19 protein-coding genes and 1 tRNA gene are annotated in these 21922 nt (G+C 62.2%); 12 read left to right on the top strand and 8 right to left on the bottom strand.

The features are described from left to right. Positions 1-260 precede the first annotated feature (260 nt). Entirely contained in the window at positions 261-1160 is a 900-nt protein-coding gene (locus M1B35_RS04600) for an amidohydrolase family protein (RefSeq protein WP_268261345.1), read from the bottom strand. A gap of 121 nt (positions 1161-1281) precedes the next feature. Between M1B35_RS04600 and M1B35_RS04595 the strand changes: the two genes are divergently transcribed. Further along, positions 1282-2220 (top strand): LysR family transcriptional regulator, encoded by a 939-nt coding sequence (locus tag M1B35_RS04595; protein WP_123328878.1) that lies wholly within the window; start codon positions 1282-1284, stop codon positions 2218-2220. Positions 2221-2330: 110 nt separating this feature from the next. Here the strand turns inward: M1B35_RS04595 and M1B35_RS04590 are convergent, their stop codons facing one another. From M1B35_RS04590 to M1B35_RS04575, 4 genes are all read right to left on the bottom strand, one after another. Continuing rightward, positions 2331-4742, bottom strand: a complete 2412-nt coding sequence (locus M1B35_RS04590; protein ID WP_425273390.1) for a TonB-dependent siderophore receptor — start codon at positions 4740-4742, stop codon at positions 2331-2333. A 97-nt stretch (positions 4743-4839) separates the two neighbouring features. Then, a complete protein-coding gene (locus tag M1B35_RS04585; RefSeq protein ID WP_268261343.1) occupies positions 4840-5808 on the bottom strand; it encodes a FecR domain-containing protein in 969 nt (322 codons plus the stop codon). Next, positions 5809-6330, bottom strand: a complete 522-nt coding sequence (locus M1B35_RS04580) for a sigma-70 family RNA polymerase sigma factor (RefSeq protein ID WP_268261342.1) — start codon at positions 6328-6330, stop codon at positions 5809-5811. 363 nt (positions 6331-6693) lie between these two features. Then, positions 6694-6770, bottom strand: a tRNA-Arg gene (locus tag M1B35_RS04575). Between the two features lie 285 nt (positions 6771-7055). Here M1B35_RS04575 and M1B35_RS04570 point away from each other — a divergent pair. From M1B35_RS04570 to M1B35_RS04550, 5 genes are all read left to right on the top strand, one after another. Next, a complete protein-coding gene (locus M1B35_RS04570) occupies positions 7056-7385 on the top strand; it encodes a hypothetical protein (protein ID WP_268261341.1) in 330 nt (109 codons plus the stop codon). An 81-nt stretch (positions 7386-7466) separates the two neighbouring features. Then, complete coding sequence (locus tag M1B35_RS04565) at positions 7467-7922, top strand: hypothetical protein (RefSeq protein ID WP_123328908.1); 456 nt, start codon at positions 7467-7469, stop codon at positions 7920-7922. 394 nt (positions 7923-8316) lie between these two features. Beyond that, complete coding sequence (gene gabD / locus M1B35_RS04560) at positions 8317-9759, top strand: NADP-dependent succinate-semialdehyde dehydrogenase (protein WP_268261340.1); 1443 nt, start codon at positions 8317-8319, stop codon at positions 9757-9759. 176 nt (positions 9760-9935) lie between these two features. Then, complete coding sequence (gabT, locus tag M1B35_RS04555) at positions 9936-11213, top strand: 4-aminobutyrate--2-oxoglutarate transaminase (RefSeq protein ID WP_123328912.1); 1278 nt, start codon at positions 9936-9938, stop codon at positions 11211-11213. Between the two features lie 136 nt (positions 11214-11349). Next, complete coding sequence (locus M1B35_RS04550; RefSeq protein WP_268261339.1) at positions 11350-12564, top strand: response regulator; 1215 nt, start codon at positions 11350-11352, stop codon at positions 12562-12564. Between the two features lie 156 nt (positions 12565-12720). Here M1B35_RS04550 and M1B35_RS04545 read toward each other — a convergent pair whose 3' ends face one another. From M1B35_RS04545 to desA, 3 genes are all read right to left on the bottom strand, one after another. After that, complete coding sequence (locus M1B35_RS04545) at positions 12721-12969, bottom strand: hypothetical protein (RefSeq protein ID WP_148053460.1); 249 nt, start codon at positions 12967-12969, stop codon at positions 12721-12723. Between the two features lie 63 nt (positions 12970-13032). Continuing rightward, positions 13033-14028 carry a GGDEF domain-containing protein gene (locus tag M1B35_RS04540; protein ID WP_123328918.1) on the bottom strand — a complete coding sequence of 332 codons (996 nt, stop codon included), beginning with the start codon at positions 14026-14028 and terminating at the stop codon, positions 13033-13035. A gap of 146 nt (positions 14029-14174) precedes the next feature. Next, a complete protein-coding gene (gene desA / locus M1B35_RS04535; protein ID WP_123328920.1) occupies positions 14175-15359 on the bottom strand; it encodes a delta-9 fatty acid desaturase DesA in 1185 nt (394 codons plus the stop codon). Positions 15360-15503: 144 nt separating this feature from the next. Here desA and dibA point away from each other — a divergent pair, with 144 nt between their 5' ends. The 6 genes from dibA to M1B35_RS04505 all read left to right on the top strand — a co-directional run bounded on the left by dibA (position 15504) and on the right by M1B35_RS04505 (position 21884). Next, the gene (gene dibA, locus M1B35_RS04530) at positions 15504-17423 is read left to right on the top strand and encodes a phosphodiesterase DibA (RefSeq protein ID WP_123328922.1); all 1920 of its coding nucleotides are present in this window, start codon (positions 15504-15506) and stop codon (positions 17421-17423) included. Between the two features lie 275 nt (positions 17424-17698). Continuing rightward, positions 17699-17881: a sulfur starvation response protein OscA gene (gene oscA, locus M1B35_RS04525; protein WP_007941032.1), complete on the top strand. Its 183-nt coding sequence runs from the start codon at positions 17699-17701 to the stop codon at positions 17879-17881. Between the two features lie 155 nt (positions 17882-18036). Next, the gene (locus M1B35_RS04520) at positions 18037-19047 is read left to right on the top strand and encodes a sulfate ABC transporter substrate-binding protein (protein ID WP_123328924.1); all 1011 of its coding nucleotides are present in this window, start codon (positions 18037-18039) and stop codon (positions 19045-19047) included. 149 nt (positions 19048-19196) lie between these two features. After that, on the top strand, positions 19197-20015 hold the full coding sequence (cysT, locus tag M1B35_RS04515; RefSeq protein ID WP_268261338.1) for a sulfate ABC transporter permease subunit CysT: 819 nt from the start codon (positions 19197-19199) through the stop codon (positions 20013-20015). Between the two features lie 12 nt (positions 20016-20027). Next, positions 20028-20900, top strand: coding sequence for a sulfate ABC transporter permease subunit CysW (cysW, locus tag M1B35_RS04510; RefSeq protein ID WP_123328928.1), 873 nt, complete (start codon positions 20028-20030; stop codon positions 20898-20900). A 3-nt stretch (positions 20901-20903) separates the two neighbouring features. Continuing rightward, entirely contained in the window at positions 20904-21884 is a 981-nt protein-coding gene (locus M1B35_RS04505) for a sulfate/molybdate ABC transporter ATP-binding protein (protein WP_123328930.1), read from the top strand. Positions 21885-21922: the final 38 nt, after the last annotated feature.

Here is a 21922-nt window from a genome sequence, read left to right as displayed (position 1 = left end):
ACGCCGGTTCCTTATTGGATTTATCGAGGCGCAAAGGAGGGGCAGCGCAGGGGCTGCCTCAGTGCATGGGGCTGAGTCTACGGAGGCGAATCGATGCAGACTAATTCAAATAAACTTAATACCGATGCGTTCAGGGTATCGATTGGGTCGGCCTGATCCTGCCCACCGTTGCAGGAGCCGGCTTGCCGGCGATTGCCTGCCTGAGGCCAGTGCACTATCCAAAGGCCTCCCTCGCCGGCAAGCGAAACGTCGGCCGGCTCCTACGAGGTCTTTAGCGGCTGGGCGAATGACTGCAGGCAATAAGCCCGCGCCGCATTGCGGTAAAAGAACTTCTCCTGGCCTTCCAGGGAATAGGCCGCCATGCAACGGCGCACCAACCCCAAGGTGCTGTCGAAACTCGCCACCTGCTCGCTGTTGGGCCAGTCACTGCCAAAGAAGCAGCGGTCCTCGCCAAAGGCCTGCCAGAGCAAATCCAGGCGCTCGCGATAAAACCCTGGGTCGACAATCACCCCCTGTTCACCCACCTGCGGAATCTCCGCCAACTTGGCGAACACATTGGGCCGCTGCGCCAACGCCTGTACCCGGCGTTCAAAGGCCTGTTCCTCGCCGGGCTCGATCGGCGCATTGGGCAAGTGATCGATGATGATTCGCAGCTCCGGCAGCCGCTCGCTGAGTTGCAGCAGGCCATCCAGCAGGCGTCCGTCCGGGTTGGCACTGTCCAGGCTGCGCCCGCTGTCGGCCAGGGCCCGCAGGTTGTCGATAAACCCAGGTTTGTGCTGGTCCTCCAGCAAGTCCCGATCCCACAGGTTGCCGTAGCGCAGGCCGAGAAACAGCGGCTCCTGTTCCAGCCATTCCAGTTCCTGGCGAAACGCCCGATCAGCTGGGTCCAGGTTGCCGACAAAACCCAACATCCGCGGATCGTCGCGCAAGGTCTCCAGCAACCAGCGGTTGTCCCCGACCCAGGGGCTGGCCTCTACGGCGATCACCCCGGTGATGTCGTGGTCCGCTGCCAGGGCCCAGTAATCGCTGGGCAAATGCGCTGCATAGATGCTGTCGGCCGGCGTTGGCCAAGGGATGCCTTCAGGGCGGCGCGGGTCGAACAGGTGGATGTGGCTGTCGATGATCGGGCCGGTATAAGCGGTGGGGGCGAGGGCGCTCACAGGCGGTCTCCATTGTTATTGTCGAGGGCAGTGGAATAACAAACCCGTCGCGCAAAAGCTAATAGTGGATTGGCCCGTTGCGATACCCTGCGGGTATCAGAACAACAAACAAGGTGCCTTTATGTCGACGCCGATCACTGCCCGCAGCCTGTTCAATCGCCTGCGCTACAAGCACCTGCTGATGCTGGTGACCCTGGGCAACAGCCAGAACCTGCACCGCGCGGCCGAAGCCTTGAACATGTCGCAGCCGGCCACCACGCGCATGCTCCAGGAAATCGAAGAAGCCTTCGGCTGCACCCTGTTCGAGCGTCAATCCCGAGGCATGCGCGCCACCGTGCTTGGTGAAGAACTGCTGCGTTTCGCCCGCGCCGCCCTCAACGGCCTGGAGCGCTGTGCCGAAGACCTGGCCGACCGCCAGGCCGGTGGTTATGGCTACCTGTCGGTGGGCGCGATCATGGGCGCGGTGCCGGACCTGGTGGTGCAATCCATCGCTGAAATGAAAGCCAGCCACCCGCTGCTGCGGCTGCGGATCATGGGCGACACCAGCGACCAGCTCAGCGAACTGCTGGACCAGCGCCGCATCGACGTCGCCATCGCCCGCCTGTCCCACGCCCAAGACCGCCAACGCTTCGCCTTCGAACCCTTGGGCAACGAACACCTGGCCGTGGTCGTGCGCGCCGGCCACCCCCTGACCCAGGTCGCCGCCCCTGACCTGGCGGACATGGTCGAAGCCTGGCCCTGGATCCTCCAGCCCGACACCAGCCCCGCCCGCGTCGCCCTGGAAAACGCCTTCGCCCGCCTCGACGTGGCCTCCCCCAGCGACGTCATTGAATGCACCTCGGTGTTCGCCATGCTGCAACTGGTCCAGATTACCGACGCCATCCTGGTGCTGACCGACACCGTGGTCCGCGACCACGTGCACACCGGCTTGCTGACCGCCCTGGACCTGGAAATCGAAGAACAGTTGAGCCCGTTCGGGGTGATGCTGAGGAAGGATGAACCGCTGAGTCGGGAGCTGGAGATTTTCTTGACGATGTTGCGCGAGAGGGCGCAGCGCTGAGGGTGAAAGGGAAGGCGTCTGGCAGGTGTTTTTGGGCGCTCCCTGTGGCTCCACCCATTGCAGTCAAGCCGGCCCACGTCCTTCCCTGGACGTGGACGATGCAGCGCTTTTTAGAAGCTGTAGCGAGCCGTCAGTTTTAAATTGCGTGGGTCGCCGTAGATGTCGTACGGGCTATAGCCGCCATTGGCCACGCTGCTGTAGTAGGTACGGTCGAACAGGTTGTTGACGTTGAGCTGCAGGTCCAGGTGCTCGGTGGCTTTGTAGCCGGCCACCAGGCCGACCACCGTGTACGAGCCCTGCTGGTTTTTCCATGCCGTGGCGCCGGTGCCCCCCGAGGTGCGGATGCGGCTCTGCTGGTAGACATCACCGCCAATGCGCCAGCGTTGCAGCTCATCGGGCAGGTTGTAGATCGTGGACAGCTTGAATAGCTGACGGGGTTTCTTGCGGTCGAAGTCTTCGCCTTCCCGGGAGGCGGTGGCGTCGTTGACGTATTGGGTCTGGGTGTAGGTGTAACCGGCGGCCAGTTTCCAGTTGTCGGTCACGGCGCCCTGGATTTCCAGGTCGATGCCGCGGCTGCGTACCAGCCCGGCAGCCTCATAACAGGCACTGGTGGCGCCTGAACCGCAACCTTTGGAATCAGGCAGCTCCTGGGCGCGATTCTTCTGGTCGATCTGGAACACAGCCATGCTGGCGTTCAAGGCTCCATCAAAGTATTCGCCCTTGATGCCCACTTCGTAGTTCTCGCCCACTACCGGGGCGATCACTTTCCTGTCCAGGCCTTTGCTGCTTTGCGGCTTGAAGATGTCGGTGTAGCTGACATAGACCGAGTGATTGGCGTCCAGGTCATACACCAGGCCGGCATAGCGGGTCAGGTTGCGGGTGACTTTGTAGTTGCCGTCAGGGTTTGCGCGGTCTTCGAATTCGTACCAGTCCAAACGGCCGCCGAGAATCAGCGACAGCGGCTCAGTCAAGCGCAGACGGGTGCTGGCATAGACGCTGTCCTGGGTGGTGGTCTCGGGAAGGCCGTTATCGCCAGTGACGTAATCAGGCTTGGCATGACCACGTGGATCCCACTCAAACGGATTGCTGCCCGCGTCGGTGTACGCGCTCCAGGCGTCACCGGAGCGATAATCCAGCTGGCGTTTGCTGACGCCCACCGTCAGGTCGTGCTCTTGACCGAGCATCTGGAACGGGCCGCTGAGCGCCATGTCATAGCCGGTTTCCTTCTGCTCCATGGCTTCCGTCCATAGGTAGTGGCGGTCGTAATCCCAGATCGAAGAGGCCAGCACGTCGGTGTCGGTCTTGGACTGCATGGCGGCCACGCGAAGCGTCCAGTCGTTGGCGAAACCGTGCTCCAGGGTGGCGAAATAGCCGGTAGTGCGATTGTCCGAGTATTCCCAGTCATGCCCCAGGAAGGTGTCGCGTGGCAGCCCCAGATGACCACCGCCACGGGCCATGGGCAGCCCGCCCCAGATGTAGTTGGTGTGGTTTTTCTGCCGGTAGGCACCAAGCGTCAGGGTGGTGCTTTCGCTCAGGTCGGCGTCGACCACGCCGTAAAACAGGTCCGCATCACTTTCCACCGAGTCCCGGAAGCTTTTGGCGTCCTGTCGCGAGACCACAGTACGGGCGCGCAGGGTGCCGTTTTCATTGAGCGGGCCGCCGACGTCCAGGGTGCCGCTGTAATCATCCCAACTACCGGCACTGCCGGTGAGCGTGGCCTGGAACTTATGGGTCGGGCGCTTGCGCACCAGGTTGATGGCGCCCGCAGGGTTGCCGGCGCCCTGGGTCAGTCCGGCGGCCCCGCGAACGATCTCCACCCGGTCATACATGGCCAGGTTGGCTTCTCCGCTGGGCAGGTAGGTCAGGAAGCTGGTGGGAAAGCCGTCGTACATGATGTTGTCGACGTCGAAACCGCGAGCGCTGAACGTGGGCCGCCCAGCGCCACCGGAGTTATTGAGAAAAATCCCCGGCGCACTTTTGACAACATCGCTGATGCTGGTCATGGCCTTGTCGTCCATACGCTTGCGGGTGACCACGCTGACCGACTGCGGCGTTTCGCGCAGGCTCAAGGGCAGCTTGGTGGCGGTCTGCATGGTCCCGGTGGTGTAGGAACCGCTGTTCTCGGTGGTCGCCGCCAGGCCCTGTCCGGTAATGCTGGTAGCGCCCAGTTCCAGGCTTGTGCCGGCAGCCTGCGGTGCCAGCAGGTAGAGACCATTACCCTGGGGTGACGCTTGCAGGCCGGTGCCCTTGAGCAGTTGCTGCAGGCCGCCTTCCACGCTGGTGGCGGCATTCAGGCCAGGGCTGCGCAAACCTTCCACCAGGCCCGGCTCGATGGGCAGGGTGATATTCGCCTGGCTGGCGAACTCGGAGAGGGCACTGCTCAGGTTGCCGGCTGGCACATGATAGGTCGGGTTCTGCTGCGCGCTTTGCTCGACGGCGTGCGCCGCTGCTGCAGTCAGGCTGCCGCCCGCGATGATCAGACCCAGTGCGGCAGCGTGTACTGCCCGCGCCAGTGGTTGCATGCCCTGCGTCGTCGCCATGTGTTCGTCCCCGCCCTGTGAAAATGATGTGGTTACGGGAGGGACACGCAGCCTGGGGAAAACGCGACAATGATTCTTATTACACTTTTTCGCGTGCCGTGATGGTGACCCAGTAGGACGTCCTGTAATGGATGTCCACCGGCAGGGTCTGGCTCAGGGCCCGGAGAATCTGGTCGGTGTCGCGCAACTGGAAGGTGCCGGAGATCAGCAGCCCGGCCACTGCCGGATCGCAACGCAGCAGGCCCGGTCGATAGCGATCCAGCTCCGTGATGAAGTCATCGAGGCGCATCTTTTCTGCGCGCAGCACGTTGCTGAGCCAGTCGAGACGATTTTGCGCCAGCGCCATGGCAGGCTCCGCAGCCAGGCTGTTGACCCGGGTTTGCTGGCCGGCCGCCAGACGCATCAGGCCATCATCCCCCCGTGACAGCCGCGGGCGTATCTGCACAGCGCCCTCCAGTGCGGCGAGGTACGTGCTCTGCGGGTACTGACGCACCAGAAGGCGGCTGCCGAGCAGGGTGATTTCCGCTTCGGTGGTATCGACGATGAACGGCCGTCTTGCCTGCTCGTGGGGGACCTCGAAGAGCATCTCGCCGGCGATGAGGCGCACGCGGCGAACGTTGTCGTCGTAGGCGATATCGACAGCGCTGCCGGTGTTCAGGCGAATCTGCCCGCCATCCGGCAGGCGCAGGGTGCGTTGCTCACCGGTGGCGGTACGCTCATCTGCCTGCCACTCGCGCCACGGCAGGCTGCGGTGTGCTGCGAAGCCGAGCGGGGCGGCGACGATCAGCAACGCAAGGGTCTTGAGCACCTGTCGCCGCTCCAGGCTGTGCGGGCGCTCCAGGGCCGCCCGCCCGGCATCACCGGCAAGCTGCTGGGCTCGGCCGCTGAAGCGCTCAGCCAGTTGCCAGGCCCGTTCGTGATCAGCGTGTCGCGCCCGCCACTCGGCGCTGGCGGCATGCTCGGCGGCGCCGGCGCTGCTGTTCTGCAAGCGCACGAACCAGTTGGCCGCTTCACGGGCGATGCGCCGGTCGATGGGTGTATTACTCATCTACTGCGCGCTCTGGCTGGCGAGCACGATGCATTCTTCAAACGCCCGCGCCAGGTAGCGTTGCACCGAGCGCACGCTGAGGTTGAGCCGGCTGGCGATCTCTTCCTGTGTATAACCCTCCAGCTGCGCCATCAGGAATGCCTGCCGGGTTTTGGCGGGCAATAGGGCCAGTACCTGGTCGATCTCGTCGAGGGCTTCGAGCACCAGTGCCTGATGCTCCAGCGATGGCGCCAGGTCTTCCGGTATTTGCGCCAGCGCGGCCAGATAGGCTTGCTCCAGCGAGCGGCGGCGGTAGAGGTTGATGGTCAGGCGATTGGCGATGGTGGCCAGATAGGCGCGCGGCGCCGTGCAGTTCAGCGGCTCGCCAGGCGCACTGCAGAGCAGTCGCACGAACGTATCCTGGGCCAGGTCCGCAGCATCGGCGTTACTGCCCAAGCGCTTGCGCAGCCAGTTCTGCAGCCAGCCGTGGTGGTGGCTGTAAAGCTGGTAGATGGCCTGATGCCGAGATGAAGTGGATTGCACGGGATATGAAAGACGTTAATGAGAATTCGTCTCATTATATCAGCAAAGGCTTGGACTCTTACAAGTAAGGGGTGCAGGGCTCACTGAAGGGCGTCCCTGTGCTGATGTCCCGCCCAAGGGTGTAAAAAACTCCTCACCACCGCCTGCTTGGACATGGCGGACCAAGCGAACGAGATCGGCGTCTCTGGGGATGAATGATTCGGAAAATGGCGCGGCCAGCCGCTCTTCAACCGAGCGCTTAAGCTGGGGTGCCCAGGCTGGACTGCCGACACAGGGATGGATCGCCAGAAACAAAAAAGCCCGCACAAGGCGGGCTTTTTAGGGTGTTTCGTAGACTGTCTGGGACAGGTCTCGCTTGCAATCTGGTGCACCCGGCGGGATTCGAACCCACGACCCCTGCCTTCGGAGGGCAGTACTCTATCCAGCTGAGCTACGGATGCAGTGCGGGCGACATCATACCCATGTCCGCTCGGGGCGTCCACGCCGGTTTTTGTTTCGTGGGCAGCGGTAGGCGCCGCGTCGTTATGAGCGGTGTCGGGTGCTTGGCAGCCGGAAAAAGGTCCGCGCTGAGGGCGTTGTTCAAAGCTTGTGGGTGGCGACGGTGGCGCAAGTCATGGGGCTATCACTGTCGTGAGGTTGAGCTAGAGTTCTTTGGCGACTTTTATTCGGCTGTTGTCGTTGCACCTTGGCGCTGTCGCACAGCCCCGTTTATCAAGGAGTGATGTGTGTCCGACCCCCTCGTTAATTCGCCAATCACTGATGTGTTGGCCCCGCCTTCGACGTCCCTTGATCAGGATATGAGCGCCCGCCAGGTCCCCGGGCTCTCGCCATCGGCCGACGGCTACTTCGCTGCGGACAGCAAAGTGGCGCTGGCGGCCCAGGCCGTATTGCTCAAGCAGATGAGCGACCACCCGGCCGAGGGCGATCAACTCGCCGCCACCGAGGATCGTTTGCAGATACTGAGTGCCGATGTGCTGCTCGGCGCCGCCGTACCGACAGCCGGGGAGGCCGCGAGCGCGGCAGCGGACCCGCTCGACCCGGCCACTGGTCGTTAGTGCACTTGTTCGGCCCTTCGTCGGGGCCGTGGGCAATAGCCTGGTTGTTTCTTTGTACGCCACCCTGGGAGGGAGCATCCGATGACAGAAACCCCTGATAGTCATTTGAAGTCGATCATTTCAGTTGTCGAAGCTTATTTGAAGCGCCCCTTAACGGCATATGAAAAGGAGATTCTGGAGCCATTCGTCGCATCGCTGGCGGCTAACGGCCAGTTGCCGAAACATCCAGTAGAGCTTCTTGCGCTGCTTGAACAGCAACGACCCGGCCGACCGCAGCTCAAGGCAGAAGTCATTAAACCCGCCGATAACAAGCTCCGTGGATCGTTGGATATCTCGGACAAGGCGAGCTCTGGGCAAGCCATCAATCTGGGGGGGCGGGCATCGGCAGCGGCCCGCAGCCCCACTTGGCAGCCGATGACATTCGTCGATGGTGTCGACAGTTGCGCCGGTGCGGAAGCGACCGAGAGCATCGCCCAGCGCGGGATGCCCGATGACCTCAGGAGTCTGCTGACCCTGCTCAATTCCTTTAAGTCCTGAAGGTTTGAACACCCGGTTCCACAGGGTGACCACACCAACGTTCTTGCCACCTCTGACGGGGTGACAAGGGCGTTTTTGTAGCTGTCGTCTGAGTGACGTTTATCCGAAATATTCGACCAGGCAACCGTTCACGTTCTTTTTTTCGAACAGGCTATTGTCCTTTACCCCCTTTGATCCTAGGATTCGTTTGAGATTTCAAACGCTCTCAATCTGGGCGCTGAACCGCACGTCTATCCTCAGTGCGCTCTTTCTGTGCTTCAGCCCAGTGAATGATTTCCCTGACGGCAGCCTGATGACCGATGGACGAAAGCGCCAGCGCTTTCGACCTCTGCCAGGCGCCTTTCAACAATCACAATTCGCCCCGCGTATGCGCGGTGCTGTTAAGGAAGCCGACATGCAGCTCAAAGACGCCCAATTGTTCCGTCAACAAGCCTTTATCGATGGGGCCTGGGTCGACGCGGACAATGGCCAGACGATCAAAGTGAACAACCCGGCCACCGGCGAAATCATCGGCACCGTGCCGAAGATGGGTGCCGCTGAAACCCGTCGTGCCATCGAAGCCGCCGACAACGCCCTGCCAGCCTGGCGTGCCCTGACCGCCAAAGAGCGCGCCAACAAGCTGCGCCGCTGGTTCGAATTGCTGATCGAAAACCAGGACGACCTCGGTCGCCTGATGACCCTGGAGCAGGGCAAGCCATTGGCCGAAGCCAAGGGCGAAATCGCTTACGCGGCTTCCTTCATCGAGTGGTTCGCCGAAGAAGCCAAGCGCATCTACGGTGACGTGATTCCGGGCCACCAGCCCGACAAGCGCCTGATCGTGATCAAGCAGCCGATCGGCGTGACCGCAGCCATCACCCCGTGGAACTTCCCGGCAGCGATGATCACCCGTAAAGCCGGCCCGGCCCTGGCCGCCGGTTGCACCATGGTCATCAAGCCTGCTTCGCAAACCCCATTCTCGGCCTTGGCCCTGGTGGAACTGGCGCACCGTGCCGGCATTCCGAAAGGCGTGCTGAGCGTGGTTACCGGCAGTGCTGGCGACATCGGCGGCGAGCTGACCAGCAACCCGATCGTGCGCAAGCTGTCGTTCACGGGCTCCACCGAAATCGGTCGCCAGCTGATGGCCGAATGCGCCAAGGACATCAAGAAAGTGTCCCTGGAGCTGGGCGGCAACGCGCCGTTTATCGTGTTCGACGACGCGGACCTGGATAAGGCCGTCGAAGGCGCGATCATCTCCAAGTACCGCAACAACGGCCAGACCTGTGTCTGCGCCAACCGCCTGTACATCCAGGATTCGGTCTACGACGCGTTCGCCGAGAAGCTGAAAGTCGCGGTGGCCAAGCTGAAGATCGGCAACGGTCTGGAAGAAGGCACCACCACCGGCCCGCTGATCGATGAAAAAGCCGTGGCCAAGGTCAAGGAACACATCGCCGACGCCCTGAGCAAAGGCGCGACCCTGCTGGCGGGTGGCAATTCGATGGAAGGCAACTTCTTCGAACCGACCATCCTCACCAACGTGCCGAAAAACGCGGCCGTGGCCAAGGAAGAAACCTTCGGCCCATTGGCGCCGCTGTTCCGCTTCAAAGACGAAGCCGAAGTCATCGCCATGTCCAACGACACCGAGTTCGGCCTGGCGTCCTACTTCTACGCTCGCGACCTGGGCCGGGTGTTCCGTGTGGCGGAAGCCCTGGAATACGGCATGGTTGGCGTCAACACCGGTTTGATCTCCAACGAAGTGGCGCCGTTCGGCGGCATCAAGGCCTCGGGCCTGGGCCGTGAAGGTTCCAAGTACGGGATCGAGGATTACCTGGAAATCAAATACCTCTGCCTGGGTATCTGATCCGGTTTCAAGCGCAAGGGGCACGAGAGCGCTGTCCCTTTGCGCCGTTGTAAAAACGCACTATTCAAGGTGGCCCGGGACCCCTGCCGCAGTCGATCATCGCATGCTGCCGCAGGCGCCTCCCCGCCCCGCAACCCTTGAACCACACCGCTGTTGCAGCGGTGAATGAGGACACTATGAGCAAGACCAACGCATCCCTGATGAAACGCCGTGAAGCCGCTGTACCGCGCGGTGTTGGCCAGATTCACCCGATCTTCGCCGAGTCGGCGAAGAACGCCACCGTGACCGACGTTGAAGGTCGCGAGTTCATCGATTTCGCCGGCGGTATCGCCGTGCTGAACACCGGTCACGTGCACCCGAAAATCATCGCCGCAGTGACCGAGCAACTGAACAAGCTGACCCACACCTGCTTCCAGGTTCTGGCCTACGAGCCGTACGTGGAAGTGTGCGAAAAGATCAACGCCAAGATCCCGGGTGATTTCGCCAAGAAAACCCTGCTGGTGACCACGGGTTCCGAAGCGGTCGAGAACGCCGTGAAAATCGCCCGTGCCGCCACCGGCCGCGCTGGCGTGATCGCCTTCACCGGCGCCTACCACGGCCGCACCATGATGACCCTGGGCCTGACCGGTAAAGTCGTGCCGTACTCGGCCGGCATGGGCCTGATGCCGGGCGGCGTGTTCCGCGCCCTGTACCCGAACGAACTGCATGGCGTGAGCATCGACGACTCCATCGCCAGCATCGAGCGCATCTTCAAGAACGACGCCGAGCCCCGTGATATCGCTGCGATCATCATCGAGCCGGTCCAGGGCGAGGGCGGTTTCTACGTCGCGCCAAAAGAGTTCATGAAGCGCCTGCGTGCCCTGTGCGACCAACACGGCATCCTGCTGATCGCTGACGAAGTACAGACCGGCGCTGGCCGTACTGGCACCTTCTTCGCCATGGAACAGATGGGCGTTGCTGCCGACCTGACCACCTTCGCCAAATCCATCGCGGGCGGTTTCCCGCTGGCCGGTGTTTGCGGCAAGGCTGAATACATGGACGCCATTGCTCCAGGCGGCCTGGGCGGCACCTACGCCGGTAGCCCGATCGCTTGCGCCGCTGCGCTGGCGGTGATGGAAGTGTTTGAAGAAGAGCACCTGCTGGACCGCTGCAAGGCCGTGGGCGAGCGCCTGGTCAGCGGCCTGAAGGCCATCCAGGCCAAGTACCCAGTGATCGGTGAAGTGCGTGCCCTGGGCGCGATGATCGCGGTCGAGCTGTTCGAGAACGGCGACAGCCACAAGCCGAACGCCGCCGCTGTGGCGCAGGTCGTGGCCAAGGCTCGCGACAAGGGCCTGATCCTGCTGTCGTGTGGCACCTACGGCAACGTGCTGCGGGTTCTGGTTCCGCTGACCTCGCCGGACGAGCAGTTGGACAAAGGCCTGGCGATCATCGAAGAGTGCTTCTCGGAACTCTGATTGTTTGTGACCTGATCGAAAAAAACCCGCCTCGGCGGGTTTTTTTTCGTCATCGATAGGCCTGGAGGCCATTTACTCTTTATGCAGGGCGCCGCATTGATCTAAGGTGCAAAGGATTGCTCCAGGAGCGTTTTGCATGACGGCTTTGGAATTGCCTGCTGTACCCCGTGTGTTGATTGCCGAGGCCGACCCTTGGTCCCGGGATTTGCTGAAACAGGTGTTATTGAATGTGCGCTGTGACGCACAGCTGGATGTTTGTGCCACGGGCCAGGAGGCGCTGGACCTGTTGGCTGCCAAACCCTATGACCTGGTGATTGCCGATTGGGAACTGCCGGGCGTCGATGGCCTTAGCGTGTTGCGCAGTGTGCGCCAGCGCAAGCGCAACCCGGTGCTGCCCTTTATCCTCCTCAGCTCGCGCAGCGACAGTGCCAGCGTGCGCGAGGCCCTGCCGCTGGCGCCCACCGCCTACCTGACCAAGCCTCTCAACATGGAAGGCCTGACCCAGCGCCTGCAGGGCCTGCTGCTGGATGCCGGGCAAGAGGTAGCATGCGAAGTGCCGACCCTGGCCCCAGGCATGACCCTGTGGACCTTTCTGGAGCGCCGCCGCGATGTTGCCGACGGTGCACCGCTGCTGACCGACGTGCAACTGGCGGTCAAGCGCAGCCTCAATCCCCAGGGGCTGGACATCCGCTTGCTGGAAGATGAAGTGCGCACTGACCCGCAGATCACTGCGGTGCTGATTGCCGCGGCCAACAGTGCCGCCCAGCACCATGGCGAGGGGGTGCAGACCCTGGGTCAGGCGCTGCATCGGCTGGGGACCGGGCAAAGCATGAACCTGATCCTCGGCCTGGCCCTCAAGCGCAGCGCGCGCTTGAGCGATCCGGCCCTGGCGGACTACGCCGAGCGCTATTGGAACCTGTCCCTGCACACTGCGGAATATGGCCGTAGCCTGGCGCGTTTGCTGGACCTGGACCAGGAGCGTTGCTACTGCGCCGGGTTGCTGCATCGGCTGGGTGATCTGGCGTTGCTGCGCTGCCTGCAGGAGTGGAAGCAGGCGGGGGGCGCACTGGATGACCAGGAAGAGATTGGTGACGCCCTGGAGGAGTTCAGCGCCGCCTATGGCTCGGCGTTGCGCACTCGCTGGCGAATGCCCTTGGAGTTGCGGGAGCTGATCGCTTCGGTCTATGCCCTGGGCGGCGGGGTCTACTCCCGTGAGGCGCTGGCGATGAACCTGGCGGCGCAGTTGGCACGCTTGGGAAGCCATGAAGGCGCTGAAGAGGTGGCCCGGAGCAAGACCGCGCGCCTGCTGAAGATCGGCCTGCCGGAATTGGCGCGCCTGCGCAAAGGCTAATCCCCTTGTAGGCGCCGGCTTGCCGGCGATCACGCCCTCAAACACGGCACCAGCCTCGCTGACGCCATCGCTGGCAAGCCAGCTCCTACAAGAAGGCAATCACCTTTGGTTGCCTGGTGACGATGCGGTTTTTGCCCTGGCGCCTGCCGGCCCTTTTCAATTGCCCAGGCTCGCGCACAGATCGAACCAGCTTTCGACGGTCTGGTCTTCGGCAAAAAATGCCAGGTAGAAAAACGGCCACGCAGGAATCAGCGTCAGCAACTGCGCCGGGTGTGGCCCGTTGCGCAGCGCCAGCGCCACGCCCAGCACCAAAAATGCCAAGCCAATCAGCACGCACACCAAACGCTTGCCCCGACAACCATTGCGCTTGCTGTTCACGCGCCTAAGCAACTGCTCCTTGTCCATCCAACGTTTCCCTGAAAGCCGGGGTACCGGCGAAACGGCCTACGTGCGAGCAACCACCCTCGGTTACCCGGTGACAATACGGTTTTTGCCCTGGCGCTTGGCTTCGTACATGGCGGCGTCGGCGCGGGCGAACAGGCTGTCGAGGGTTTCATCTTCCGGCAGCAGGCTGGTCAGGCCCTGGCTGACGGTGATGCTGAAGCTCTGGCCGCCGTGGCTGAAGCTTTGGCGCTGGATCTCCCGTTGCAGCCGTTCGGCGACCTGCTGTGCCATGTCCGGCGAGCACCCGGGGAACACCGCTGCGAACTCCTCTCCGCCAATGCGCCCGAACAGGTCGCCACGGCGCAGTGCGGCGCGGCCGCTTTCGGCCACCCGCTGCAGGACCAGATCGCCCTCGGGGTGGCCGTAGCTGTCGTTGATCACCTTGAAGTCATCGATATCCAGCAGCAGGAACGCCAGGGGCGCGCCTTGCAGGCGGGCCTGCTCGAACTCATGGTGGGCGCACTCGAAGAAGTGCCGGCGGTTGCTGCTCTGGGTCAGCACATCGGTTGTGGCCAGGCGCTGCAACTCGGCTTCCAGTTGCTTCTTCTCGGTGATGTCTTCGGCGATGCCGACGATGATCACCCGCTCGCCGGGCTCGGCATTGCGGTTGATAAAGCACTTGTCGCTGAGCCAGCGGACTTGCCCCTGAGCATCGAGGATGCGGTATTCGCGGTCTTCCACGGCACCGGTTTCCAGGACCTGGGCCAGGCTGCGCTCGGCGTAATCCAGGTCATCGGGGTAGATGCTGTCGCGCCATTCGTTGAAGTCCGCGAGCAAGCGACCGGCGGCGCGGCCGAAGATGCGCTCATAGGCGGGGCTGACATATAGCACCTGGCGCGCCTCCCAGTCGAAGGCCCACAGCACGGCGTTGACGCTGACCAGCAAGGAGCTGAATAACTGCTCGCGTTCGGTCAGGCGAGCGACTTCACCCTGGGCATGCATCAGCGCCATAAGGGTCTGCGCGGCCTCGGGCCACTGGGGGAGGAAGGAAGATGGTGTTTCTAGGTTTTTGTTGACCATCGGCACAAATCTCAAAGACGTGCCGCGCGGTATTCAACAGCGGCCACACAAAGCCCGCCTGGATGGCGAAGTGTTCCTTGAGATAGGGGATTTGCCGCTAAGTTCCGAACGGTGCGCCCCAGAGTGGGGCGCACCGATCAACGGCGTCAGGCAGTAGCGGGGCGCAGGGAGTAGGTTTTCAACTGGTTGGCGAAGTCGCGCAGGGACTGAATCCCGCTGGCCTCGGCCTCGTGTACCCAGTCCTTGATCGCTGCCAGCATGTCGTGACCGTTGGAGCTGGTCTTGGCCCAGATCTGTTGCAGCGCCAGGCGCTTTTCATAGATCACTTTCAGGGCCTGGCTGTGCTCCAGCATGGTCTGGATACGCACATGGTGACGGTCATCCAGCAGGCTGGTTTCCCGCGACAGCAGGCGCTTGGCACGGTGGAATTGATGACGTACCGAATGGTCGACTTTCTCCAGCTCCTGCTTGACCAGCGGCGCGATCACCAGCTTGCGGTACTGGGCCATGATCTGGAACCGGTTGTTGAGGATCGCCATGGCGGTGTCCATGTCCAGGTGGCCCTTGCCTTCCACTCGGTGGGCGATGGGCGCAACCCGCTGGACCTTGGCCAGGCGCAGGAAGCTGAACAGCTTGATCCAGGCCCAGCCCATGTCGAACTCCCATTTTTTCACCGAGAGCTTGGCCGAGTTGGGGTAGGTGTGGTGATTGTTATGCAGCTCTTCACCGCCGACGATGATGCCCCACGGCACCAGGTTGGTGGCGGCGTCGCGGCATTCGAAGTTGCGATAGCCCACGGCGTGGCCCAGGCCATTGATCACCCCGGCGGCCCAGAATGGAATCCACATCATCTGGATCGCCCAGATGGTGATGCCGATGGTGCCGAACAGCAGCAAGTCGATCACCGCCATCAAGGCGATACCGGCCATTTTGTAGCGGCTGTAGAGGTTGCGTTCGATCCAGTCTTCCGGGCAGTTCTTGCCGTAGATGCGCAGGGTTTCGGGGTTCTGGGCTTCTTCCCGATACAGCTCGGCGCCTTTGCGCAGCACCGTGGACAGGCCCTTGATCACCGGGCTGTGGGGGTCGTCGACGGTTTCGCACTTGGCGTGGTGCTTACGGTGGATGGCGGTCCACTCGCGGGTGTTCTGCGCCGTGGTCAGCCACAGCCAGAAGCGGAAGAAGTGTTTAAGCCCGGCGTTCAGCTCCAGGGAGCGATGGGCAGAGTAGCGATGCAGATAGACCGTGACAGCGACGATGGTCACGTGGGTCATTAACAGGGTGACTGCCACCAATTGCCAAGGCGACAAGCCAAGCAAACCTTCGTACCACATAGGCTATAGGGCCCTCGATAAAGAAAAACAGCCCTCGCATTATCACTAACACCCGGCAGAAAACCAGTCGGCCTTTCAGATAAGAGTGGCGGAATGTTTCTTCCTCTATAATCCCGAACTTTTCGTAAGGACATAGACGACCTTATGTCGGTCTCTTATCGCAATGGCTTGCGTGCCGCACTGCTCTACCTGCTGCTATCGATTGTGTGGTTGCAGGTGAGTGATCATTTATTGAGCAGTTTCTTCGATGAGTCAGCGGACCTGGCGCGTTGGCAACTGATCAATGGTTATGTCTGGGTGACGGTCAGCGCGGCGCTGATCTTTTGTGCCCGGGCCCGATTGTTGCGCTTTCTGGGCGCCGACCGCGGCCTGCGCCACCAGCGTGAAGACCGCGAGCGTCTGCGCCAGGCGGCAGCGGTATTCGACTGCACCCGCGAAGGGGTGCTGGTCAGCGATACTCGCGGCCAGATCGTCCACGTCAACCGGGCCTTCATGGAAATCACCGGTTACCAGCGTGAGGAAGTCCTGGGCCACCAGCCCAGCATGTTCAAGTCCGGCCACCATTCCCTGGATTTCTACCAGGCGATGTTCCAGACCCTGAAGGCCACCGGCGAGTGGAGCGGGGAAATCTGGAACCGGCGCAAGAGCGGCGAGATTTACCCGCAATGGCAGACCATCCGCGCCATCCAGGATGATCACGGCCAGCTCAGCCACTATGTGGCGGTGTTCTCCGACATCAGCGCGATCAAGGATTCCGAGCACGAACTGGCCCACTTGGCCCACCACGACCCGCTCACCGACCTGCCCAACCGCCTGCTGTTCACCGACCGTGCCGAACAGGCCCTGGCGTCGGCGCAGATCCACAAGCGCGGCTGCGCCTTGCTGCTGATCGACCTGGATCATTTCAAGATGATCAACGACAGCCTCGGCCACACCCTGGGCGACCAATTGCTCAAGGCCGTGGCTGCGCGCCTGCAAGGCATGTTCGGCCCGGGTATTACCTTGGCGCGCCTGGGCGGCGACGAGTTTGCCGTGCTGGCCGAGAGCTGCCCGCAGCTGGTGCAGGCGGCCGCCCTGGCCCAGCGGATCATCGACGGCCTGAAGCAGCCATTCGAGCTGGAGGGGCATCAACTGTTTATCAACGCCAGCATCGGCATCAGCCTGTTCCCCAGTGACGCCCTGAGCGCCGAACAGCTGTTGCGCAATGCCGACTCGGCCCTGTTCAAGGCCAAGAGTGCCGGTCGCGACGGCTATGCCCTGTACACCGAAGAGCTGACCGCCCATGCCCAGCAGCGGGTGGAAATCGCCTTCGAATTGCGCCGGGCCCTGGAGCAGCAGGAGTTGCGGGTCTTCTACCAACCGGTGCACGACCTCAAGAGCAGCCGCTTGATCGGCGTCGAGGCTCTGGTGCGCTGGGAGCATCCCGAGCGTGGCCTGGTGTCGCCGGCGGAGTTCATCCCGATTGCCGAGCGCACCGGGCTGATTGCCGAGATCGACGCCTGGGTCATGCAGCACGCTTGCCAGCAGATGTGCCAGTGGCAGGCGGACGGGGTGGTGTTGTCATTTCTCGCAGTGAATGTGTCGTCGCGCCTGTTCGCCCGACGTGAGCTGTACCAGCAAGTGGCCCAGGTGCTGCACGACACCGGCCTGGACCCGGCTTTCCTGGAGCTGGAAGTCACGGAAAGCGCCGTGATGGAAGACCCGGAAGTGGCCCTTGAGCAGATGCATCGCCTGCGTGAGCTAGGGGTACGCCTGGCCATCGACGACTTCGGCACCGGTTACTCGTCCCTGCTGCGGCTCAAGCGCCTGCCGGTGCAAAAACTCAAGATCGACCAGGGGTTTGTCGCCGGCTTGCCGTCTGATGAGGACGACGCGGCGATTTCCCGGGTCATCATCGCCCTGGCTCAAAGCATGGGCATGCAGGTTCATGCCGAAGGCATCGAGCAGATGGAGCAGGCGCGCTTTCTCCTCGACCAGGGCTGCGACCTGGCCCAGGGCTACTGGTTCGGCCGTCCGGTACCGGCCGCGCAGTTGGACTGGAACAAGGCACCGGCGATCCACTGATTCGCTTGTTCGAACCCTTCCTTCACTCCCGGGCGCCCGCCCGGGAATGCCCCACGCCCCCTCCCCGGGTGGCCTGGGGCCACTTCCATGACCCGTGCGAATCACCCCCTGGGCTGTGCAAACGCAGGCAGCACAGGGCCTGCAAGGGATTGTATTTTTAGTTATATAAACATTCTTAAATAGTATTTTTAAGAATATCCGCGGCTATCTACTATTGCTCCACGCCACCAGCAGTGCCGCCACTGCCCGGCACATCCCATTCAGGAGCAGCAACCATGAGCGCATCTCTACGTAGCGTCGACGGCCAGGACGAAGCAACCATTCTGCGCGAGATTCAAAGCGCCTTGCGCGATCTGCGTTTCGGCGCAGTGGAAATCACTGTGCACAACGCCCAGGTCGTGCAGATCGAGCGCAAAGAGAAATTCCGTCTGCAAAACCCCGGCAACAAACCCAGCTGAATTCCGCGTCACCCTCTCGTGATCGAGAGGCCCGACTGGACAACCGGAGGGCGTCAGCCATGACCCCCAGCAGAATGAAGAGCGTTCAAGCACGAATGCGGGCCTGAAGCGCCATAAGAAAAGCCAACACGTCAAAAAATTTCAGGAGCTTCACCATGTCTTCGATTCGTCACTATGCCTTGGCTGCCCTCGCCAGCGCCGTTTTTGCCGGTTCCGCCGTTGCCAAAGATTACGAGCTGCTCAACGTGTCCTACGACCCGACCCGTGAGCTGTACCAGGACTACAACGCTGAATTCACCAGCTTCTGGAAAAAGGAACACCCGGGCGACAACGTGAAGATCCAGCAATCCCACGGCGGCTCCGGTAAACAGGGTCGCGCAGTGATCGACGGCCTGCGTGCCGACGTGGTGACCCTGGCCCTGGCCGGCGACATCGACGAAATCGCCAAGCTGGGCAAGACCCTGCCGGAAAACTGGCAGACCCGCCTGCCGGACGCCAGCACCCCGTACACCTCGACCATCGTGTTCCTGGTGCGCAAGGGCAACCCTAAAGGCATCAAGGACTGGGGCGACCTGATCAAGAAAGACGTGTCGGTGATCACGCCGAACCCGAAAACCTCCGGCGGTGCCCGCTGGAACTTCCTCGCCGCCTGGGCCTACGGCCTGAAAGCCGGTGGCAGCGAAGCCAAGGCTCAGGAATACGTGAAAGAGCTGTTCAAGCACGTGCCGATCCTCGACACCGGCGCTCGCGGTTCGACCATTACCTTCGTCAACAACGGTCAGGGTGACGTGTTGCTGGCCTGGGAAAACGAAGCCTTCCTGGCCCTGAAAGAAGATGGCGGTGCCGACAAGTTCGACATCGTGGTGCCTTCGCTGTCGATCCTCGCCGAGCCACCGGTGGCCGTGGTCGACAAGAACGCCGAGAAAAAGGGCAACACGCAAATCGCCGAAGCCTACCTGAAACACCTGTACAGCCCGGCGGGCCAGGAAATTGCGGCGAAAAACTTCTATCGTCCACGTGACGAGAAGGTGGCGGCCAAATACGCCCAGCAATTCCCGAAACTGGACCTGGTGACTATCGACAAGGACTTCGGCGGCTGGAAAACTGCGCAACCGAAATTCTTCAATGACGGTGGTGTGTTCGACCAGATCTACACCGCGCAGTAAGCCTGTTGTAGGAGCTGACTTGCCAGCGAGGGCGCCCTGAAGGCTGGTACCCGGTTTGGGGCCCTTTCGCCGACAAGCCGGCTCCTACAAGGTAGAGCCCGCATTCAGTTGCGGGTTTTGCGTATCGGTTCCGCTAACCAAGGACTCTTATGTCGCGTCGTATCTCCCCCGTCATACCCGGCTTCGGGCTGACGCTGGGCTACACCTTGGTGTACCTCAGCCTGATCGTGCTTATTCCGCTGGCGGCAATGTTTGTCCATGCCGCTCAACTCACCTGGGATCAGTTCTGGGCCATTATCTCGGCGCCCCGAGTGCTGGCCGCGCTGAAACTCAGCTTCGGCACCGCGCTCTACGCAGCCATCATCAACGGCGTCATTGGCACGCTGCTGGCCTGGGTGCTGGTGCGCTACACCTTCCCCGGCCGCAAGATCATCGATGCGATGATCGACCTGCCGTTCGCCCTGCCCACCGCCGTGGCCGGTATCGCCCTGACTGCGTTGTATGCGCCCACCGGGCTGGTGGGCCAGTTCGCCACCGACCTGGGCTTCAAGATCGCCTACACACCGCTGGGCATCACCCTGGCCCTGACCTTCGTCACCTTGCCGTTCGTGGTGCGTACGGTGCAGCCGGTACTGGCCGATATCCCCCGTGAGGTCGAAGAGGCCGCCGCGTGCCTGGGGGCCAAACCCTGGCAGGTGTTCCGCCACATCCTGGTTCCGGCGCTGCTGCCGGCCTGGCTCACCGGGTTTGCCCTGGCCTTTGCCCGGGGCGTCGGCGAGTACGGCTCGGTGATCTTCATCGCCGGCAACATGCCGATGAAGACCGAGATTCTGCCGCTGCTGATCATGGTCAAGCTCGACCAGTACGATTACACCGGCGCCACGTCCATCGGCGTGCTGATGCTGGTGGTTTCCTTTGTCCTGTTGCTGCTGATCAACTTGCTGCAGCGCCGCATCGAACGACCTTAAGGAGGCGCGAACATGTCCCAATCGTCTATTTCCGCCGCTTCCTCGGCCAATGCTGCCCGTCGTGGCAGCCCGGCTTCGCGGCGGGTATTGATCGGCCTTGGCTGGCTGATCTTTGCCCTGTTCCTGCTATTGCCGCTGTTTATCGTGGTGTCCCAGGGCCTCAAGCTCGGCCTCGGTGCGTTCTTTGCCGCGATCTTCGAACCCGACGCCCTGTCGGCGCTGAAGCTCACGGTGATTGCCGTGCTGATTTCGGTGCCGTTGAACCTGGTGTTCGGGGTCAGCGCCGCCTGGTGCGTGAGCAAGTACAACTTCCGTGGCAAAAGCATCCTGGTGACCCTGATCGACCTGCCGTTCTCGGTGTCGCCCGTGATCGCCGGTCTGGTCTATGTGTTGATGTTCGGCGCCCAGGGGCTGTTCGGCCCGTGGCTGCAGGACCACGACATCCAGATCGTCTTCGCCTTGCCGGGCATCGTCCTGGCGACCATCTTCGTCACCGTGCCCTTCGTCGCCCGTGAACTGATCCCGCTGATGCAGGAGCAGGGCACCCAGGAAGAAGAGGCCGCGCGGTTGCTGGGCGCCAATGGCTGGCAGATGTTCTGGCACGTCACCGTGCCCAACATCAAATGGGGCCTGATCTACGGCGTGGTGCTGTGTACTGCACGGGCCATGGGTGAGTTCGGTGCGGTGTCGGTGGTGTCCGGGCACATCCGCGGGGTCACCAACACCCTGCCGCTGCACGTCGAGATTCTCTACAACGAATACAACCACGTTGCCGCGTTTGCGGTGGCGAGTCTGTTGCTGATCCTGGCGCTCTTCATCCTGCTGCTCAAGCAGTGGAGCGAGAACCGCATCAACCGCCTGCGCGCCAGTGCGGCAGAGGAATAATTCATGTCGATCGAAGTCCGTAATGTCAGCAAGAACTTCAACGCCTTCAAGGCCCTGAACAGCATCAATCTGGACATCCAGAGTGGCGAGCTGGTGGCGTTGCTCGGCCCGTCCGGCTGCGGCAAGACCACCTTGCTGCGCATCATCGCCGGCCTGGAAACCCCGGACGACGGCAGCATCGTGTTCCACGGTGAGGACGTCTCCGGCCACGACGTGCGTGATCGCAACGTCGGGTTTGTGTTCCAGCACTACGCGCTGTTCCGCCACATGACCGTGTTCGACAACGTTGCCTTCGGCCTGCGCATGAAGCCGAAAAACCAGCGCCCCACGGAAAGCCAGATCGCGACCAAGGTCCACGAGCTGCTGAACATGGTGCAACTGGACTGGCTGTCCGACCGCTACCCGGAACAACTCTCCGGTGGCCAGCGCCAGCGTATCGCCCTGGCCCGCGCCCTGGCGGTAGAGCCGAAAGTGCTGCTGCTGGACGAACCCTTCGGTGCTCTCGACGCCAAGGTGCGTAAAGAGCTGCGCCGCTGGCTGGCGCGCCTGCACGAAGACATCAACCTGACGTCGGTGTTCGTGACCCACGACCAGGAAGAAGCCATGGAAGTGGCCGACCGCATCGTGGTGATGAACAAGGGCGTGATCGAGCAGATCGGTTCGCCGGGCGAGGTCTACGAGAACCCAGCCAGCGATTTCGTCTACCACTTCCTCGGCGACTCCAACCGCCTGCACCTGGGCGAGGACAACCACGTGCTGTTCCGTCCGCACGAAGTGTCGTTGTCACGTTCGGAACTCGAAGACCACCATGCCGCTGAAGTGCGCGACATTCGTCCGCTGGGCGCCACCACCCGAGTGACCCTCAAGGTGGAAGGGCAGAGCGATTTGATCGAAGCCGAAGTGGTGAAAGACCACGACAGCCTGATCGGACTGGCCCGTGGCGAGACCTTGTTCTTCAAGCCCAAGGTCTGGCAAAAAGCCTGACGGATAAATCACCGTCGATCTCCAGGCCCTCATCGCCG

Origin of the sequence: Pseudomonas morbosilactucae, assembly GCF_023241665.1 — a bacterium.
In the GTDB taxonomy this organism is placed as follows: Bacteria; Pseudomonadota; Gammaproteobacteria; order Pseudomonadales; family Pseudomonadaceae; genus Aquipseudomonas; species Aquipseudomonas morbosilactucae.
This window is presented reverse-complemented; position numbering and strand designations above follow the sequence as displayed.

Excerpts from the sequence above, each read along its gene's own strand:
- dibA (WP_123328922.1), top strand. The coding sequence starts at position 15,504 with ATGTCGGTCTCTTATCGCAATGGCTTGCGTGCCGCACTGCTCTACCTG.
- M1B35_RS04595 (WP_123328878.1), top strand. The coding sequence starts at position 1,282 with ATGTCGACGCCGATCACTGCCCGCAGCCTGTTCAATCGCCTGCGCTAC.
- M1B35_RS04545 (WP_148053460.1), bottom strand. The coding sequence starts at position 12,969 with ATGGACAAGGAGCAGTTGCTTAGGCGCGTGAACAGCAAGCGCAATGGT.
- gabD (WP_268261340.1), top strand. The coding sequence starts at position 8,317 with ATGCAGCTCAAAGACGCCCAATTGTTCCGTCAACAAGCCTTTATCGAT.
- cysT (WP_268261338.1), top strand. The coding sequence starts at position 19,197 with ATGTCGCGTCGTATCTCCCCCGTCATACCCGGCTTCGGGCTGACGCTG.
- M1B35_RS04550 (WP_268261339.1), top strand. The coding sequence starts at position 11,350 with ATGACGGCTTTGGAATTGCCTGCTGTACCCCGTGTGTTGATTGCCGAG.
- M1B35_RS04590 (WP_425273390.1), bottom strand. The coding sequence starts at position 4,742 with ATGCAACCACTGGCGCGGGCAGTACACGCTGCCGCACTGGGTCTGATC.
- cysW (WP_123328928.1), top strand. The coding sequence starts at position 20,028 with ATGTCCCAATCGTCTATTTCCGCCGCTTCCTCGGCCAATGCTGCCCGT.
- desA (WP_123328920.1), bottom strand. The coding sequence starts at position 15,359 with ATGTGGTACGAAGGTTTGCTTGGCTTGTCGCCTTGGCAATTGGTGGCA.
- M1B35_RS04540 (WP_123328918.1), bottom strand. The coding sequence starts at position 14,028 with ATGGTCAACAAAAACCTAGAAACACCATCTTCCTTCCTCCCCCAGTGG.
- M1B35_RS04585 (WP_268261343.1), bottom strand. The coding sequence starts at position 5,808 with ATGAGTAATACACCCATCGACCGGCGCATCGCCCGTGAAGCGGCCAAC.
- oscA (WP_007941032.1), top strand. The coding sequence starts at position 17,699 with ATGAGCGCATCTCTACGTAGCGTCGACGGCCAGGACGAAGCAACCATT.
- M1B35_RS04520 (WP_123328924.1), top strand. The coding sequence starts at position 18,037 with ATGTCTTCGATTCGTCACTATGCCTTGGCTGCCCTCGCCAGCGCCGTT.
- M1B35_RS04505 (WP_123328930.1), top strand. The coding sequence starts at position 20,904 with ATGTCGATCGAAGTCCGTAATGTCAGCAAGAACTTCAACGCCTTCAAG.
- M1B35_RS04565 (WP_123328908.1), top strand. The coding sequence starts at position 7,467 with ATGACAGAAACCCCTGATAGTCATTTGAAGTCGATCATTTCAGTTGTC.
- gabT (WP_123328912.1), top strand. The coding sequence starts at position 9,936 with ATGAGCAAGACCAACGCATCCCTGATGAAACGCCGTGAAGCCGCTGTA.